This window comes from Wolbachia endosymbiont of Listronotus oregonensis, from assembly GCF_031205055.1.
GTDB lineage: Bacteria > Pseudomonadota > Alphaproteobacteria > Rickettsiales > Anaplasmataceae > Wolbachia.
Map to the genome: position 1 here is coordinate 278181 of NZ_CP102118.1, position 16094 is coordinate 294274.

The 16094-nt window shown below is 35.7% G+C and carries 12 protein-coding genes and 2 pseudogenes; 9 read left to right on the forward strand and 5 right to left on the reverse strand.

The genetic code is table 11. From position 1 onward, the window contains the following. The first annotated feature begins 198 nt into the window (after window positions 1-198). Window positions 199-1164, forward strand: coding sequence for an IS110 family RNA-guided transposase (locus tag NMD99_RS01460; RefSeq protein ID WP_309165561.1), 966 nt, complete (start codon window positions 199-201; stop codon window positions 1162-1164). 81 nt (window positions 1165-1245) lie between these two features. Here NMD99_RS01460 and NMD99_RS01465 read toward each other — a convergent pair. The 3 genes and pseudogenes from NMD99_RS01465 to wmk form a co-directional block, all read right to left on the reverse strand. Continuing rightward, window positions 1246-1713 (reverse strand): annotated as a pseudogene (locus tag NMD99_RS01465) (hypothetical protein); the annotation flags it as partial. 170 nt (window positions 1714-1883) lie between these two features. After that, entirely contained in the window at window positions 1884-2561 is a 678-nt protein-coding gene (locus NMD99_RS01470) for a JAB domain-containing protein (protein ID WP_309166453.1), read from the reverse strand. Window positions 2562-2772: 211 nt separating this feature from the next. Next, window positions 2773-3714, reverse strand: coding sequence for a WO male-killing family protein Wmk (wmk, locus tag NMD99_RS01475; protein ID WP_309166455.1), 942 nt, complete (start codon window positions 3712-3714; stop codon window positions 2773-2775). A gap of 385 nt (window positions 3715-4099) precedes the next feature. Between wmk and NMD99_RS01480 the strand changes: the two genes are divergently transcribed. The 6 genes and pseudogenes from NMD99_RS01480 to NMD99_RS01500 all read left to right on the forward strand — a co-directional run bounded on the left by NMD99_RS01480 (window position 4100) and on the right by NMD99_RS01500 (window position 10793). Then, a complete protein-coding gene (locus tag NMD99_RS01480) occupies window positions 4100-5008 on the forward strand; it encodes an Rpn family recombination-promoting nuclease/putative transposase (RefSeq protein ID WP_264688169.1) in 909 nt (302 codons plus the stop codon). 20 nt (window positions 5009-5028) lie between these two features. Then, the gene (locus NMD99_RS01485; protein WP_253307348.1) at window positions 5029-5562 is read left to right on the forward strand and encodes a pyrimidine dimer DNA glycosylase/endonuclease V; all 534 of its coding nucleotides are present in this window, start codon (window positions 5029-5031) and stop codon (window positions 5560-5562) included. 9 nt (window positions 5563-5571) lie between these two features. Beyond that, a pseudogene (locus tag NMD99_RS08105) lies at window positions 5572-5742 on the forward strand (pyrimidine dimer DNA glycosylase/endonuclease V); the annotation flags it as partial. Window positions 5743-5851: 109 nt separating this feature from the next. Further along, window positions 5852-6358: a hypothetical protein gene (locus NMD99_RS01490; RefSeq protein WP_309166457.1), complete on the forward strand. Its 507-nt coding sequence runs from the start codon at window positions 5852-5854 to the stop codon at window positions 6356-6358. A gap of 221 nt (window positions 6359-6579) precedes the next feature. Further along, on the forward strand, window positions 6580-7320 hold the full coding sequence (locus NMD99_RS01495; RefSeq protein ID WP_309166458.1) for a hypothetical protein: 741 nt from the start codon (window positions 6580-6582) through the stop codon (window positions 7318-7320). Between the two features lie 53 nt (window positions 7321-7373). Beyond that, complete coding sequence (locus tag NMD99_RS01500; RefSeq protein WP_309166460.1) at window positions 7374-10793, forward strand: cytoplasmic incompatibility factor CifB; 3420 nt, start codon at window positions 7374-7376, stop codon at window positions 10791-10793. A 301-nt stretch (window positions 10794-11094) separates the two neighbouring features. On the opposite strand, the gene purD is transcribed toward NMD99_RS01500, so the two are convergent. Then, entirely contained in the window at window positions 11095-12366 is a 1272-nt protein-coding gene (gene purD / locus NMD99_RS01505; RefSeq protein ID WP_253307305.1) for a phosphoribosylamine--glycine ligase, read from the reverse strand. 34 nt (window positions 12367-12400) lie between these two features. Then, window positions 12401-13678, reverse strand: coding sequence for a serine--tRNA ligase (gene serS, locus NMD99_RS01510; RefSeq protein ID WP_264687727.1), 1278 nt, complete (start codon window positions 13676-13678; stop codon window positions 12401-12403). A gap of 143 nt (window positions 13679-13821) precedes the next feature. On the opposite strand from serS, the gene NMD99_RS01515 reads away from it, so the two are divergent. Together NMD99_RS01515 and dusB are read left to right on the forward strand one after the other, a co-directional pair. After that, window positions 13822-15102 carry a hypothetical protein gene (locus NMD99_RS01515; RefSeq protein WP_265045400.1) on the forward strand — a complete coding sequence of 427 codons (1281 nt, stop codon included), beginning with the start codon at window positions 13822-13824 and terminating at the stop codon, window positions 15100-15102. A 28-nt stretch (window positions 15103-15130) separates the two neighbouring features. Then, a complete protein-coding gene (gene dusB / locus NMD99_RS01520; RefSeq protein WP_264735904.1) occupies window positions 15131-16093 on the forward strand; it encodes a tRNA dihydrouridine synthase DusB in 963 nt (320 codons plus the stop codon). Window position 16094 lies beyond the last annotated feature (1 nt).

Below are 16094 nucleotides of genomic sequence, written 5' to 3' on the forward strand. Positions count from 1 at the left end.
CTTTATAAATGTTACGAAATAGCGGTATAAAGACACGCAGAGAGGAGGAACCGTACATATTCTTGGTCATAAGGACCGTTTTGCAGCAAGGTTCTCCTCTCTGGTTTATTATACTGAAAGTTCCGAACAACTGGTTGAGCTTTTAGGCTCGTATATAAGGGTGGAAAATGCAGTATACACATTATTTATGGAGGGATTATGAATTTATCAAATATTATTACTGGCATTGATATTAGCAAAAATAAACTAGATATCCATATTCATCCACTTGGACATCATAAAGTATTTGAAAATAACGTTCAAGCTATTGATCAAATACTTGACTTTTTGCGTTTACATAACGTAACCAAAGTTGGACTTGAAGCAACGGGTGGATACGAAAAATTATGTGCTTATACTTTATTAAGACATGGTTTTGAAGTATATGTCATTCAACCAAGATGGGTAAGAGACTATGCAAAAAGCCTTGGTATTGCTACTAAAACTGATAAAATAGACTGTAGCATCATCTCACGTTATGTTAGTAATACAGACATGCGTGTCACTCCTTTAAAAGTTAGTAGTATTGACTGTTTGAAGCAAAAATTATCTCGCAGGAATCAACTAGTAGAAATAGCAAAAATACAAAAAACCCAAGCTCATCAAGTAACCGATTTATCTATAATCAAACAAATGGAAGAGCTACTTGCAGTTTTACAAAATCAAATTCAAGTCTTAGAAGATGAGATAATGGAATTAGTCGATAAAAATCAAGAGCTTAAAAAAAAGTATATGTCAATAACTAGTATACCTGGTGTAGGTGCAATAACAGCTATTACTTTTATTTGTTATCTACCCGAGCTTGGAACTCTCCAACATAAAGAAATATCCAGCCTTTCCGGAGTTGCACCTTTTAATCGAGATAGTGGTTTTAGTAAGGGAAAAAGGTGTATTCAGGGTGGTAGATCACAAATTAGAAAGGTTTTACATATGTGCATTCTTAGTGCGCAAAGGTACAATTCTTATATAAAAATCTTCTTTGATAGGCTATACAATCAATATAAAAAACCATATAAAGTTACCTCTACTGCTGCAATGAGAAAATTACTTATCCTTGCTAACTCTTTAGTAAGAGACGGTAGACTGTTTACTGAGGAGTATAGCCCTAAAACTGCTTCTATATAGCAATAGCATAGCTGTGAATAAGTACGCCCACACAAATTTTAAGTACTTATTCACAGCTACATCAATTTTTCTATTGACTTTTAACACAACTGCTGCAAAACTCCATTCCCCGTCATCACATGCATTTATTCTTGCTCCTGAGGCTAGTACTTTGTCTATAACTTTGTGCAATTCATTTACATTCTTTGCCTCTACCACTTCACTTTTTAACCAGCTCAAAGTTTCTGCACTCGGCTTTATTTTTTTCAAAGCTGAAGCAAATGGATTTTTATCTTCTTGATCACTTACAGGTTTTGTGCCATAAACATAGTCAAATCCTTTCCCATAGTTGATTTTGTTTTCGCGAACTTCTCTACCAGGGAAAGGTGCTATTTCTTCAGGCTTTTTAGCCTTATTAATTTTGCTTACAAAGGTGGATTGCTCCTTAGTACGACCAATTCCTACAATAGCATTTAACACCTCACCTTTTGATAATCTATCAAGATCAATGTTTAACTCGTAAGTACCTCCTTCTTGATCATCAAAAGGTACAATTATTTTATTAACCATATTAGCCTCCGCTATTAAATATACTTTACTAAGTCTATAACCGACTTTATTACTTTATTATTAATTCAATATATACTTTCTCATTAATTATAAGCAATGATTAATGTAATTGCAAATACTTTCTTCATTCAAGTAGTTAAACAACTCATGAAAATCTTCAAACATCTGCTTTATAACAGTCCTTGCTCTTTAAAGCTAAAATACCCAACACTTGTGATGATAATGTGATCCAGCAACCTAATCCCTATAGTCTGACAAGCTTTAGCCAAGTCTTTAGTTACAGCTTCATCCTCATCAGATGGCTTTAACCTTCCTTCTGGGTGGTTATGCGACAGTATTATTGATTTTGCCTCTATTGTTAGTGCCTTTTTTATTACTTCCCTTTCATAAATATATACTTCATCTATTGTACCCATGTGCACCTCATCTTCTATCAAATGGTACTGCTTATCCAAATAAATTATCATTGCAGCTTCCTTTGCTGATAGACCTATATTTACCCTTATATATTCTACGAGTTTTGCGTAATTATCCATTACAGGCCCTTTCTTTAAATCCTCTCTTAGTGCCCTCTTTGGAGCTTGCTTAACACATTCAATCGCTGCAACTGCAGAGTCAGTTACCCCATCTATTAGTTTCAGCTCATACATTTCTCGACCCAAAATTCCTCCTATTCCTTTACAAGTATCCATTAGCTTTCCAGCAATAGCTTGAGCTTGTGCTTTGTCATGAACTGAACTTAGAAGCATTACAACTATTTCATGATCTAGTAGAGCCTCTCCTCCGCTTTGTTTTACTCTCTTTATTTCTTCTATAAATTCATTTTCGTCTTTATTCTTATTATTCATAAAATTTACCTTGAATTAGTTTCTTATAAAATTTAAATGTTTACTGCTACTTTTTTAGTAGCTTTGGCATAAAGCCATCTATTTTGGCGGGAGTCAAGTCAATTTTTTCGATTTTTTTTGTTTATTTTTTTTGTGAAAAGATAGAAGATATTAATAATTATTGGTTTCTTTAAGCGATATCACTTTGTATTCGTACTCTTAAAAAATAAGCTCAGGATTGGTTCTCACTAGATAAGCCAGTGGTTGAAGAAATAGCATCAACAGAAATACCTAGTATAAGTAGATTATTTGCTACTTTTATCCCTTCTGCTTTGTCGATCTTTTCTTTGTAAATCTGCTTTCTTTGGGATAAAAATCCTATTAGTATGTTCAGTTCATCTCTTGATTCCTGATTATCAATTCTTTTGAATTCTCTCGTCAAACTTAATAGCTCATTTTCCGCTTCCTCGTCTTCATAGTAATCTTCTTCCGTTATCAGATCTTTATCATCCACTGATAATATTTCTGCAACCTTACATGCCACCTCGCTTAAAAAGGTACTCTTTCCTTGTTCATAGTTATGTATTTGTGAATGCGCTACACCGAGCTCTTTTGCCAATTCCTCTTGAGTATATTCCCTTATTATCCTCCATTTCTTCATCTCTTGTCCTTCCTTGTGACGCTTACAGACAACTAGCTCTTTGTTATCATATTCATCTATTGATAAGCCTGTTGCTTGGTAGATAATATCAGCATCAAATTCTAACTCGAGCATATTTTTTGCCATTCTTATTCTTGCTGCTTTTACATCACTTTCCTCTTGAGCTCGAATAAATTTGGTTAATGCATTAATTGCCTTGCGCGGTCCTCTCCCCTTTGTTTTCATGTATTTTCCCATGAAATCGTACGTCTCTTGCGCCTTATCTTTATCAAAACAACTGTCTTCTCTTGGTGGAGGAAGTAGATTACTAATAGGAACTGACAATGCCTTTGCTATACGTTTTAACTTTTCAGTTGGAATGCCACATTTTCCTTTTACATACCTTAGCAGCGTATAGTATTCTATACCTGTTTTATTTGCTAAATCTTTTTGGGTATATTTTCGCTTTAATATCCAGCTTCTTACATTCTGCGCTATTTCGTATCTTATGGAGATAGTAGTACGTTTTGCCATGCCGCTAACAGAAATAAACTACACATTATTACACAGGTGAGCATAAATTTACCATGAAAATGTTGACTTCAAGCTCTTTATTATGAAAGGTGTGAGAGCTAATGGTAGGCTTACGCTCGCACTTTTGTTAGGCCCTTGCACCAAAAATAAGTGTTTTTAAAGCTCTTTATAGCTCATGAATTCATTTGCCGGGGTTTTTAGGCGCTTTATGAGTGGGTTATAAAAAGATCTACCCCAAACAACCTCTAAGGTGCGTAGTAGCATTCTAAAGCCATCTATGGGAGACATTTTTTTCATCAACGCATTCAAAACTTAAAAAAATAAAAAACTTGAACATTTCTTCAGAATTGTGTATAATTATTAATACTTTTTAGGTTAATGTCTCATGGCTTTTTCTAAGTTTCTTGATCCCAAAAATGATGTATCGTTTAAGCGTATCTTCGGTACTGAAAAAAATAAAGATATCCTTATTCACTTCCTCAATGATATTCTTGGCTTTACTGGTAAAAATGAAATAAATGATATAGAGTTTTTAAGTACTATTCAAGACCCTGATATCGCCGCTAAAAAGCAAAGTATTGTTGATGTTCTCTGTAGAGATTCTACAGGTGCTCAATACATTTGCGAGATGCAGGTCGCTAAAACTAAAGGATTTGAAAAACGTGCTCAATACTATGCTGCTAAAGCTTACTCAAGGCAAGCTGATAAAGGTGACCAGTATCATAACCTTAAGGAAATTATCTTCATTGCTATAGCAGATTGTGTACTGTTTCCTAATAAATCTGAGTACAAATCAAAGCATACTATTCGAGATGAAGACACTAATGAGCATGATCTAAAAGATTTCTATTTTATATTTATTGAGTTGCCAAAATTTCCAAAGAATAAGGAAGATCAGTTGGAAAATATAGTTGAAAAATGGGTTTATTTTTTTCGATATGCAGATGAGACTAGTGAAGAAGAGCTGGAAAAAATAATAGGTAGTGATGTAATAATTAAAAAGGCCTATGAAGAGCTAAATAGATTTAACTGGTCAGAAAAAGAATTTATTGCCTATGAACAGGAAATAAAACGTATTCTTGATGAACAGGCTGTCCTCGCTCAAAAACTTGATGATGCTACTGAAAAAGGCAGAGAAGAAGGCAGAGAAGAAGGCATCCAAATCGGTCATGAAAAAGGCAGAAAAGAAAGGGAAATTGAAGTCGCAAAAAACCTACTTAAAGCAGGGGTTTCTATCGATATAATAGCTCAAACTACTGGTCTTACAGTTAACGAAGTCAAAGACTTAAGCTAATTCTATCTTTGGGTGTCTAGATGAACATCTTTGTACTAGATGAAAACCCAGCAATTGCGGCACAAATGTTATGTGATAAGCATATAGTAAAAATGCCATTAGAAACTGCTCAGTTATTAAGTAATGTTTTTTCAATAGCATTAAAAGTGCCAAATCCTTTAGTCAGCATCACAGACCAGAATATAGAAGTTCCATATAAACTTACTCACAAAAACCACCCTTGTTCTCTATGGGCTAGACACTCAAAAGGAAACTTTAATTGGTTGATAAAGCATGGAAAAGAATTGTGCATAGAGTATAGCTTGCGATACAAAAGAACGCATAAATCCGAAGAAGTTATAGATTGGTGTGATAATAATAAGGATTTGCTAATTTTTCAATCAGCTGATATACAAATTTTTACACAAGCGTTACCTGATCGATATAAATGTAGTAATCCAATAGAAGCCTATAGAGAATATTACCTAAAAGAAAAGATGAGGTTTGCTAAGTGGGAAAAAGGTAGAGAAGCACCAGGTTGGATAATCTGCTACACAATACCACAGCTAATATAGCTCATAAATAAAGAAGCCATCCAAATCGGACATGAAAAAAGCAGGGAAGAGGGCGAAAAACAGGCTAAAATAGCTGTGGCTAAAAATTCACTCAAGGCGGGTGTTTCTATTGATGTTATTGCTGAAATAACAGGGTTTTCTGTTGATTATATTGAGAAAATTCAAGAAAAGAAGTTTTAGCCATAACGTTTTTTTTATTAAACCCTCTATTCTAGTAATTTTAATATTGCAATCCATTCTAATGTCTGTACAATGCCTTTTTTATATAAATACTTAATAGGAGGGGTTAATGCCAACACAGAAAGAGCTTCGGGCTACGATGTCCAAAAAATTACAGGAAGCTATTAAACATCCAGATCCAACAGTTGCTGCCGGGAGGAAGTCAGCTATCAAGAGATGGGTGGGAGTCCTTCAAGATAACTTTATGGAGCACATAAAATACTTTAAGGGTGATAAGTTGAAGTTTTTGCACAATGTATTCCAAGATGAAGGTTGCTGGTCAGGTGTAAGGTTGGATAATGCTGCTTTAGGTCAAAGGTTTACTGAAGAGAAAATAGGTGGAATAGATAATCCACTTCGCAAATATGAGATGGCTTGTAGTTACTGTGTAGTGGATAAAATTCATCCATTCTTTCAAAAAAGATTTGAATTTTACAAGAACAGTTTTCCTCCTGGCACACTTGATGGTAGCGGTAATCCTATAACTGATAAATACATACGAAACTCCCTATTAAATAGCATGAAGAGAAAAGGTGATGTGTTCAACTTCTGGATCGATAGAGAATCTGGGAATTAAAGAAGTATGATGCAGTAGAAGGCTTTGACAGTGCTGTAAAACTTAAGTGGAGTGAAGGAGTAGAGTATTTTTATAATCATTTAAAAGAAGAAGATAAGGAAAAGAAACTTACAGAAGCTATTATTGCTCTGTCCCGCGTTCAATCTGTTGAGAAAGATGCTCCTATTTTAGATTTTTGTGTAAATAAGATAGTCGATAAAGATACTCTTTTACAGAAATTATTGCAGAAAGATAAGGGAGTATATGCTCTTCTTGCTGAATTAATAGAGTCATGTTTTTTTGATACGGTTCATGATTTGGTACAGTGCTGGTGTTATGAGGAAGCTTCAGCACGAGGTGATCATTCAAAGGAAATACTCTCACAGGATGAGTATGACCTCCTTCTTTACTCACTTTCAAATGTAATGTTGAAAAATCCTGAATCAAATGTTCAAGCTAGATCTCTTATTATGAAGATTTGGAAATGTGACTGCTTTATTGAATACAGAAAGATTTCTGTTAATATTTCTAATTGTATAGTTCCTATACAGGACATGCTTGCAGGGTTAATAATTAACTGGAAACGAGAAGACATTTATAAGTCTGATGAGGAAAAAGAAATAGAGAAAAAAGAAATACTAGATATGATGTTATTTGCTAAAAATAGCTTTCCTGAAAGATTTGAGTTCTTTAAGGGAAGGATAATAAAAAGTCTTAGATTATGTGGTAGAGAAGGTAAAAGAGTAAATGTAGATTACGGTCTGTTTGCGGAAGAATTATTCTCTGAGTTAGAGAAAACAATTTTACCACCTGTAGGTGATGGTCCTTGGAATAATTTACGGTCACGATCTAAAGCTCATGGTAGTAAGAAAACAACTTTGCCAGTTGATGATGGTCCACAGTCTGAGCTTGGAACTCCTAGTGTAAGTGGTGTTTCTTCTTATAAGAAAAAAAGCGTCTTTACGCTTAGTGGTAATAAGTAATCCACTTATGAACTCTTGGTGTTTCTGGTCGTAGTAAATAAGGGGTATTTTGTATGAGTAATGGTGATGGATTTATTAGGAGTTTGGTGGATGGAGATCTTGAAGGATTCAGACAAGGATTTGAATCTTTTTTAGATCAATGTCCATCTTTCTTGTATCATGTGAGTGCAGGTCGTTTCCTTCCTGTATTCTTTTTTAGTATGTTTTCTACTGCACATGATGCTAATATCTTAAATGAAAATGAGAGAGTGTATTTTCGTTTTGATAATCATGGTATTGATACAGGTGGTAGAAATAGAAATACAGGAAATCTAAAAGTCGCTGTTTATCGTGACGGACAGCAAGTTGTCAGATGCTACAGTATTTCTGATCGTCCTAATAGTGATGGGTTGAGGTTCAGTACAAGGGAGAGAAATGCTCTAGTGCGAGAGATTAGACGGCAAAATCCAAATTTAAGGGAAGAAGACTTAAATTTTGAGCAATACAAAGTATGCATGCATGGAAAGGGCAAGAGTCAGGAAGAGGCAATTGCAACAGTATTCGAGGTGATTCGTGAAAAGGATTTTAGAGATAGAGATAAATTTGCCAAGTATTCAGCATCTGAGATTAGTCTTCTTAGACAACTCTTAGGAGATCACGGATTGACAATTCAGGAAATAAAAGGAAGACAACTCAATTACAATCAGCTCAGACAACTTGATAGATCAGTCAAGTTTGCACAGGTAGCACAAGGTCAACAAAGGATTGACAACTTTATGGGAATACTAGCAAATAACCAAAGACAAAATGTAGAACGTAGAATGCACAGGGAAGTTTTGCCATACATCACTGACATCTATGATAATTGCAGACAAGCGCTAGAAAATAATATTGAAAATCGCAGTCAAAAATTTGAGAGTCACGGGTTTTTATTAGGTTTTTTAGCAAATTTTAGTCATCGCTACACAATAGGCATCGATCTTGACTTATCTCCTAGAAACTCACATGTTGCTTTTCTTGTACGTCATCAAGCAGAAAGAGAAAATATTCCTATTGTTATTAATCTTGCTATATTTGACACACCGTCAGATGTTGCATTAAACTGTGCCATAGGCTACGCTGGAAGGTTACACAATTCTTCATTTATACCTATTCATACCACATCAGAGCATACTGTTTGTGTTGGATTAAATTTTAATTTAAATCTAGATCCTTTTAGTGTTGATACAGTAGGGCTTCAACAGGATAGATTTCCTTTAGTACAAAGATTGTTTGAGTATATAGAAGATGAAGAGGTTGGAGAGAATATTAGAGATTTCTTGCTTCAACATCTTCCTGGTGAAATACCAAGAAATGCAGATAATTATAACAGAGTATTTGATTGTATAACTGGTTTTACTTTTGGAAGTAGTGCTTTTGATATACACCCTTTACAACTAGAAGGTGTAGAGGAAGATGAAGTACATATAATAAAGCACACATTTATACATGGTGACCCCAATTTAAGAAAGCGCGCATTGACTATGGTCTTTCATGCTGAAGGTTCTGATATAGTTATACTCCATATTAGAGCTCACGATGCACAACAACAAGGAGCAATCAATTTAGAAAATCTTAATATTAATGGAAATAATGTTCATGTATGGGAAGTTTCATGCACACTTAATGACCAATTTGAGCTAGATATTGATCAACCAAATGACCTTGGTTTATATCACGATTACCAAAATAATAATGCAAATAATTTTCTTGATGGTGATCTTGTACAAGTACCTAATGCTGAAAATGTACATGGTATTTCAGAAAGGGTTATGAATGATGGCTGGAAAAATGTAGGTCAGCATAGAGGATTATTTCAAGAGATCTCTGGAGCATTGATGCCACTTAGGGATGCAATAAATGTTAATAGTGAGGATAAGTTTCGTTCTATACTACATGGTACATTTTATGCTAGTGACGATCCTGATAAAGTGCTTGCTATGTATAAAATTGGTCAAACATATAGTTTGAAAAGGAGGCAGGAAGAAGAAGGAGAAAGGGTAATGCTCACAAGAATTACAGAACAGAGATTAGACCTTTTATTATTAAGACAATCTACGGAGAATGCTCCAGATACTCACCCGATTGTATATGTATTAGGATTTGCTGATAATGCAGAAGAAGTAGCACAAAAGGAGAATAACGCAAAAGATCGAATAAAAGAACTTATGAACAAGCAAAGGGGATATTTGCCTATTACTCCTGGAAATGAGGTGGTTTTATCTTCTGCTGTATTTAATGCAGGTGCACAGAGAGTAGAAGATCTTATATCTATTCCACAAGAACTATATATACATAGGCTTGACCGCAGTACTAGAGGATTAGTGGGACCTGAAAGTGTTATTGATGAAAATCCACCAGAGGGTCTATTATCAGATCAGACTCGTGAAAATTTCAGGCGCTTTTACACGGAAAGAAAACCAGGACAGAACTCTATTTTTTTGCTTGATATAGATGATAATCTGCACGTTCCATTTAGTTACTTGCAAGGTACTAGAGCACAGGTAATAGAAACATTAAAGTCAAGAATAAGGGGAGGTGATAATTCCATTCCTACAGCACAAGAGATAAGAAGACAAATAAGAGATATTCTTGGAAATCAAGGGATAGAAGTAAATGATCTACTTACACTAGAATTTGCGACGAGAAATGAACATTATGATTACTGGCTTCAACAAATTGATATAGCTCACGCTGGAAGATTGCGATATCAGCTTCGTACTGAAGGTAATCACACTTTTGAAGTAGCTAATTTGGCAAGGAATGACGGTAACGAGCACATTGTTAGAGTATTAAATCAATTTAGGGAAAATGAAGAACAACAGCGTTTAACTTTAATCATTACTTTAAATAATACTCATTGGGTTACACTAGTGATTGAACGTCAAAATGGGAACTATGTTGGGTACTATGCTGATTCAACTGCTACTGCTGTTCCAGGTGGTATTACTGATATCATTCAAAATAACTTAGGAAATAATATCAGGATTAATAATGTTTCTGTTAGTCAGCAAACAGATGGTTGGAATTGTGGTTTATGGGCATTAGAAAATGCTAGTGATATTAATCGAGTTCTAAACGAAAATCCTGTTGGGCAAGTGCAGAATATCATAAATATAATACGCGATTTTCTTGGAAGAGGCCACCCAAACAGAGATAGAAATTACTTTCAGAACATAAGAGTGGGCATTTCACAATTATTCAGGAATGATCCGGGATTTCAAGATGTGCAATTGCAAGCATACATTCAAAATAGAGAACAAATTGATCCATTACTACGTACTTATCTAGAATTAGGATATCACAGAGTAGGAGGAGGGTATGGATTAGTAGAAGCACCTATATCGCTTGGTGTTAGTGATTCCAGTAATTTTGGTGACCTGCCACAGTCGAGTTTAGAAGGTCCTGAAGCTAGTCGTGTTTCTGACCTTAGCAAAGGTAAAGGCGGTAAGTAGAGGTAATCGGTAGATGAAAGGAGTGTAACAAAAACCTTATGCATCAAGTAAAGATTGTGAGCAAATTTAAAGAAGTTAAGGTGGGTAACCTGTTTTTTTCTACTTGCAGCAATGTTTCAAAAAGTATATGTGTCGAGTTGGGTAAAGTTGAAGGAGGTTCTTAAATGAGCAACTATTAATTTGGTAGTGTATAACATTAATAAATTTAAATGATGCAACCATTTCCAGCAACAAAAATCAGCTAGCGTGAGAAGATTTTTTCTTGGAATCGCGTGGTCTACCTGCTAACCGACAGCTAACATTAACTACCAATATCGTATCTGAAGAAGCCCCCTGGCCATTCTAAAAAATTTAATGCTGAGTACACCTTACTTTTGGCTTCCTCTATAGTGCTCCCTTCTGCTACTATATTTAGCACTCTTCCGCCATCTGAAACCCAATTACCACTCTCATCTAATTTAGTACCAGCGTGAAATACCAATATACCAGGAATGCTTTCAATTTTATCTAATCCCTTAATTACTTCTCCCTTTTGATAATCACCCGGATAGCCTTTACTTGCAACAACTACACAAACTGTAGATTTGTTGTTAAGTTCCACCATTTTGACATTTAACTTTCCTTCTGCAACTGACAACATCAATTTTAACAAATCGCAATTTGAATCAAATCTAGGTAATATAGACTGCGTTTCTGGATCACCGAATCTAACGTTATACTCGAGAAGTTTTGGGCCATCTCTGCAAATCATTAAACCAGCAAAGAGTACTCCCTTATAAGGCGTACCCATGTTAACCAATGCTTGAGCTGTAGGGTATATTATTTTTTGGATGATTTTTTGCTCCATGTCCTTACTTATAATTGAAGGTGATGAGTACGATCCCATACCCCCAGTATTTTGGCCTTCATTATTTTCATTCACTCTCTTATAATCTTTTGCGCACCCAAGAGTTACTACTTTCAACCCATCAACAAGAGCAAAAAAGCTTACTTCTTCTCCAATTAAAAATTCTTCTATGATTATTTCTTCACCTGATTCACCAAATTCTTTCTCCACTAGCATTGAATCTATTGCTGAAAAAGCTTCGTTTTCTGCGCAACATATCATCACGCCTTTCCCTGCCGCAATTCCATTTGCTTTCACTACAAGTGGAAACTTTATTTTATTGCTACGTACAAAATCTTTAGCTAATCCTTCATCAACAAAACACTCGTACTTGGCAGTTGGTATGCCATATCGCTTGCATAGTCCTTTGGTGAAAGACTTTGATCCCTCAAGTTTTGCAGTTGCTTGACTCGGAGCAAAAACATTTATTCCCTCTGCAACTAAATCATCAGCAAGTCCATCAATTATTGGTTGTTCTGGACCAATAACAACCAACTCTATATTTTCTCTCTTGCAAAATTGTGTAACATCCACTGAATTTTGAATATTTACATCCACAAGAGTCCCAAGATCTTTCATAGCTTGGCGACCAGGAGTTACATATAACTCAGTCAAGATAGGAGATTTTTTTAGAGCCCAAAGTAGAGCGTGCTCACGTCCACCAGAACCTATAACCAGAACCTTCATCTTTATTTCCTCGCTTTTCTATATGTCAAAATTATTATTTGCTTATAACAGTATCATTACTCATGTATTTTTGCAACACGTTTGGTATTGCAATCGACCCGTCAGAATTTTGATGATTCTCCATTATGGCAACAATCGTTCTTCCTATAGCTAAAGCTGAGCCGTTTAAAGTGTGAACATATTTTTTTATCTTTTTATCAGTTTCTGAAGAGTATTTAGCGTTCATCCTTCTTGCTTGAAATGCACCACAATTTGAGCAGCTTGATATTTCTCTATATTTATTTTGCTCAGGTAACCATACCTCTATGTCATAAGTCCTTTGTGCAGCAAAACCCATATCACCACTACACAGTAGCATTACTCTATACGGTAATTCTAGTTTTTTTAATATCTCTTCAACAACACTCGTCATGCGCTCAAGTTCATCATTTGATTGGTCTTCAGTTGTAATACTCACCAACTCCACTTTACCAAATTGGTGTTGCCTTATCATGCCTCTCGTGTCTCGCCCTGCGCTGCCTGCTTCTTTACGAAAACACTCTGAATACGCAGTAAAACGAATAGGCAGTTCTTTTTCCTCTACTATTTTATCAGCAACCAAATTTGTTAAAAACACTTCACTTGTGGGAATCAACCTCAATTCGTCGGTAGTTAAATACGAATCGTCAGAAAATTTTGGTAGCTGACCAACGTTATACATAGCTTCGTTTTTCACCAAAGCTGGGTGGTACACCTCAGTATAGCCAAATTCATTAACATGCATTTCAAGCATAAAATTTATTAGCGCTCGTCCAAGCTTAGCTAACTGTCCTTTTAATATCGCAAATCTTGATCCGGAAATTTTCGCCGCTTGTTCGAAGTCCATTAAACCTAATTTTTCTCCGAGTTCATAATGAGATTCTGGTACAAAATCAAACTGTCTTTTTCCTCCATATCTTCTCACCTCTAAATTAGAGTTCTCATCTGCGCCTATTGGCACATCTTGCGCAGGAATATTCGGCAAGTTAGATAAAACATTCACTAACTTATCCTTTTCTGCTTGTTCCTTTAAGCTAATTGCCTCTATCTCATTCGTGATGTCTTTTGACAACTCTATTTGCTCTTCACAAGGGCTCTTGCTCATTTTAAGCTTCTTTATTTCCTCTGTGATTTCATTGCGCTGCCTATTTAAATCTTGCAATTTAGTGGTTAATGACCTTTTCTCGTGATCAATTTCTAATATCTCTTTTGCAGTAAACTCTCTTATCCCCCTGCTTTTCATTGCCTTTTCAAATCCTTCAGGGTTTTTGCGTATATATTCTATATCGTGCATATATTGTGCTATTACTAACACTGTTACTGTACTTCAAAAGCTCTTAATATTCAATATTTTCTCATACTACTAAAATTATTATGGTTGATTTTTTTGTTAGAATTTGTTAAAATTTAATTAACTTAGCATTCATAGGATGTAGTATGGGCATCACAGAAAAATATAATCAATTTAAAGAGAGCACTTACTTTGCTGGTGGGAAATTCGTTATCTACGCTACTTGCGTATGCCTAGCAGCCACATTTGCTGTTGGCTGTTTGGGGTTGATAATAGGATTTCCTCTATTGACCTTTCCACTTGCTATGCTAATTTCTCATCCTGTGATTTGGATTATAATGGGAGTAGTCCTTACAGCAGCATACAAAATGATTGTTAAACCTTTATTTCACTTGGTAAAAGGTTATGTTAATGGAAAAGGAGCAGGTCAAGGTGAGCAAAAAACTCAAGATGGAGATAGTGGTGTTGTACCAGGCAGTGAACCCGATTCAAGGAACAGTAGTCGTAGAAGCTCTTTGGATAGTGGTTTGGGTGGTAAAGAGTTTCATGAAAATTTGGACACTCTTGTGCATCAAACAAATAGAAAGAATTACGCTTACTGGTTGCAGCAACATGATATTGCTAATATTGCAAGAATTAAATATAAGTATTCAGAAGATTTTACGGATGGTGTATTCTTCTGTATTCCTGGTAATCTTGAAACCTTGAGTGAAAGGTTGGGAGAATATAAAAATAAAGCAGAACGAGAGAGTTCGAAAAGGATATTTACTTCAGTTATTAATTTGGGTGGTAATCATTGGGTAACGCTAGTTGTTGCATACAACTCGGATAATAAACAATTTAGAGCTTATTATTGTGATTCTTTTAGTGCTGATTTACCAAGTCCTGGTAGTCAACGTAAGAAAATAGAACTTGCAAATGCAATTAAAGAATTGGTTACACCTCTTACTGATCAAGCTAGTGAGTTGAATGCGCAAGGAAAAAAAGAAATGAGTAAAGATGTCAAAGAGACAGCACAAACGTGTCGGAACAAGAAAAATGAATTAATTAATGTCCCAATAAATACTGATAATATAGTGAGCGCACTGGAAGCAGTTTTGGAAATAGAGAACTGTAATATAAGAAGCTCCGGAGCCAAACAACAAAGCGATGGACATAATTGTGGAATATTTGCATTGGAAAACGCTCATAGGATTACGCAAATGCTCAACGAAGGTAAATCATTTGATGAAATTGACGCAGAGTTATCGGAATACAAGCCTAATCCAGAACAATTGCAAAAGAAAAGAAGAGAGTTTACAAAAGCGCTTATGGAAGATGAAAAATGGAAGGAAGATCTAGAAAACGGGCTTTTATGCGATCTTCCACCAGGAACGGACACCTCTCTTACCTCAAGGGTGCAGAATACAGCTCAGTTTGCTATATAGTTTACAATGAAGGATTACCATTAACCTTATGCCCCTCCAAATAGGAAGTTTGACGATTGATTCTTCAGTTATTTTAGCTCCAATGTCAGGGGTAACTGATTATCCGTTTAGAAGTATTGTAAAGAAGCTAGGTGCAAGTTTGTTAGTTTCAGAAATGATTGCAAGCAGAGCCATGATTATGCAAACTCGCCAGAGTCTGCAAAAAGCAAAAGTCGATGAATTAACTGCTGTGCAGCTTGCTGGATGCGAGCCGGATGTAATGGCAGAGGCTGCAAAGCTCAACGAGGATATGGGTGCAAAAATAATAGATATAAATTTCGGTTGTCCTGTTAAAAAAGTTGTAAACGGTTATGCAGGATCAGCACTAATGCGCGATGAGAAAAAAGCCGCTGAGATAATTGAGGCCGTGGTCAAAGCAGTGAATGTGCCAGTTACGGTAAAAATGCGCACTGGATGGAACGATGAAAATCGCAATGCACCGAGGCTTGCGAAAATTGCCGAAGACTTAGGAGCAAAAATGATCACTGTGCATGGAAGAACGAGGGCACAGCTCTATAACGGCCAAGCAGATTGGAAATTCGTTAGAAATGTTAAGGAGCAAGTGAAAATTCCAGTTATAGTAAATGGCGATATTAAAAATTTAAATGATATTCAGAATGCTCTCAAAGAATCTGGAGCAGACGGAGTGATGATAGGTCGTGGTGCCTACGGTAAACCTTGGCTGATTAATCAAGCAATGAACTTTCTCAGTGGAAGTGAAACTTCTGAGCCAACAGCTTCAGAGAGATTAAGCATCATACTCGAGCATTACGACAATATTCTTGAGTACTATGGAAATAACACAGGAATAAAGATGGCCCGCAAACACATAGGTTGGTACAGTAGCGGGCTTCAAAGCTCATCTGAATTTCGCATGAGAGTAAATAACATGACAGATAGCACAGAAGTGAAAGAAAATATTATTGGCTTTTTTGGTCAAGAGACACACTAGC

Excerpts from the sequence above, each read along its gene's own strand:
- NMD99_RS01460 (WP_309165561.1), top strand. The coding sequence starts at position 199 with ATGAATTTATCAAATATTATTACTGGCATTGATATTAGCAAAAATAAA.
- purD (WP_253307305.1), bottom strand. The coding sequence starts at position 12,366 with ATGAAGGTTCTGGTTATAGGTTCTGGTGGACGTGAGCACGCTCTACTT.
- NMD99_RS01485 (WP_253307348.1), top strand. The coding sequence starts at position 5,029 with ATGAACATCTTTGTACTAGATGAAAACCCAGCAATTGCGGCACAAATG.
- NMD99_RS01515 (WP_265045400.1), top strand. The coding sequence starts at position 13,822 with ATGGGCATCACAGAAAAATATAATCAATTTAAAGAGAGCACTTACTTT.
- dusB (WP_264735904.1), top strand. The coding sequence starts at position 15,131 with ATGCCCCTCCAAATAGGAAGTTTGACGATTGATTCTTCAGTTATTTTA.
- NMD99_RS01470 (WP_309166453.1), bottom strand. The coding sequence starts at position 2,561 with ATGAATAATAAGAATAAAGACGAAAATGAATTTATAGAAGAAATAAAG.
- NMD99_RS01500 (WP_309166460.1), top strand. The coding sequence starts at position 7,374 with ATGAGTAATGGTGATGGATTTATTAGGAGTTTGGTGGATGGAGATCTT.
- wmk (WP_309166455.1), bottom strand. The coding sequence starts at position 3,714 with ATGGCAAAACGTACTACTATCTCCATAAGATACGAAATAGCGCAGAAT.
- serS (WP_264687727.1), bottom strand. The coding sequence starts at position 13,678 with ATGCACGATATAGAATATATACGCAAAAACCCTGAAGGATTTGAAAAG.
- NMD99_RS01490 (WP_309166457.1), top strand. The coding sequence starts at position 5,852 with ATGCCAACACAGAAAGAGCTTCGGGCTACGATGTCCAAAAAATTACAG.
- NMD99_RS01480 (WP_264688169.1), top strand. The coding sequence starts at position 4,100 with ATGGCTTTTTCTAAGTTTCTTGATCCCAAAAATGATGTATCGTTTAAG.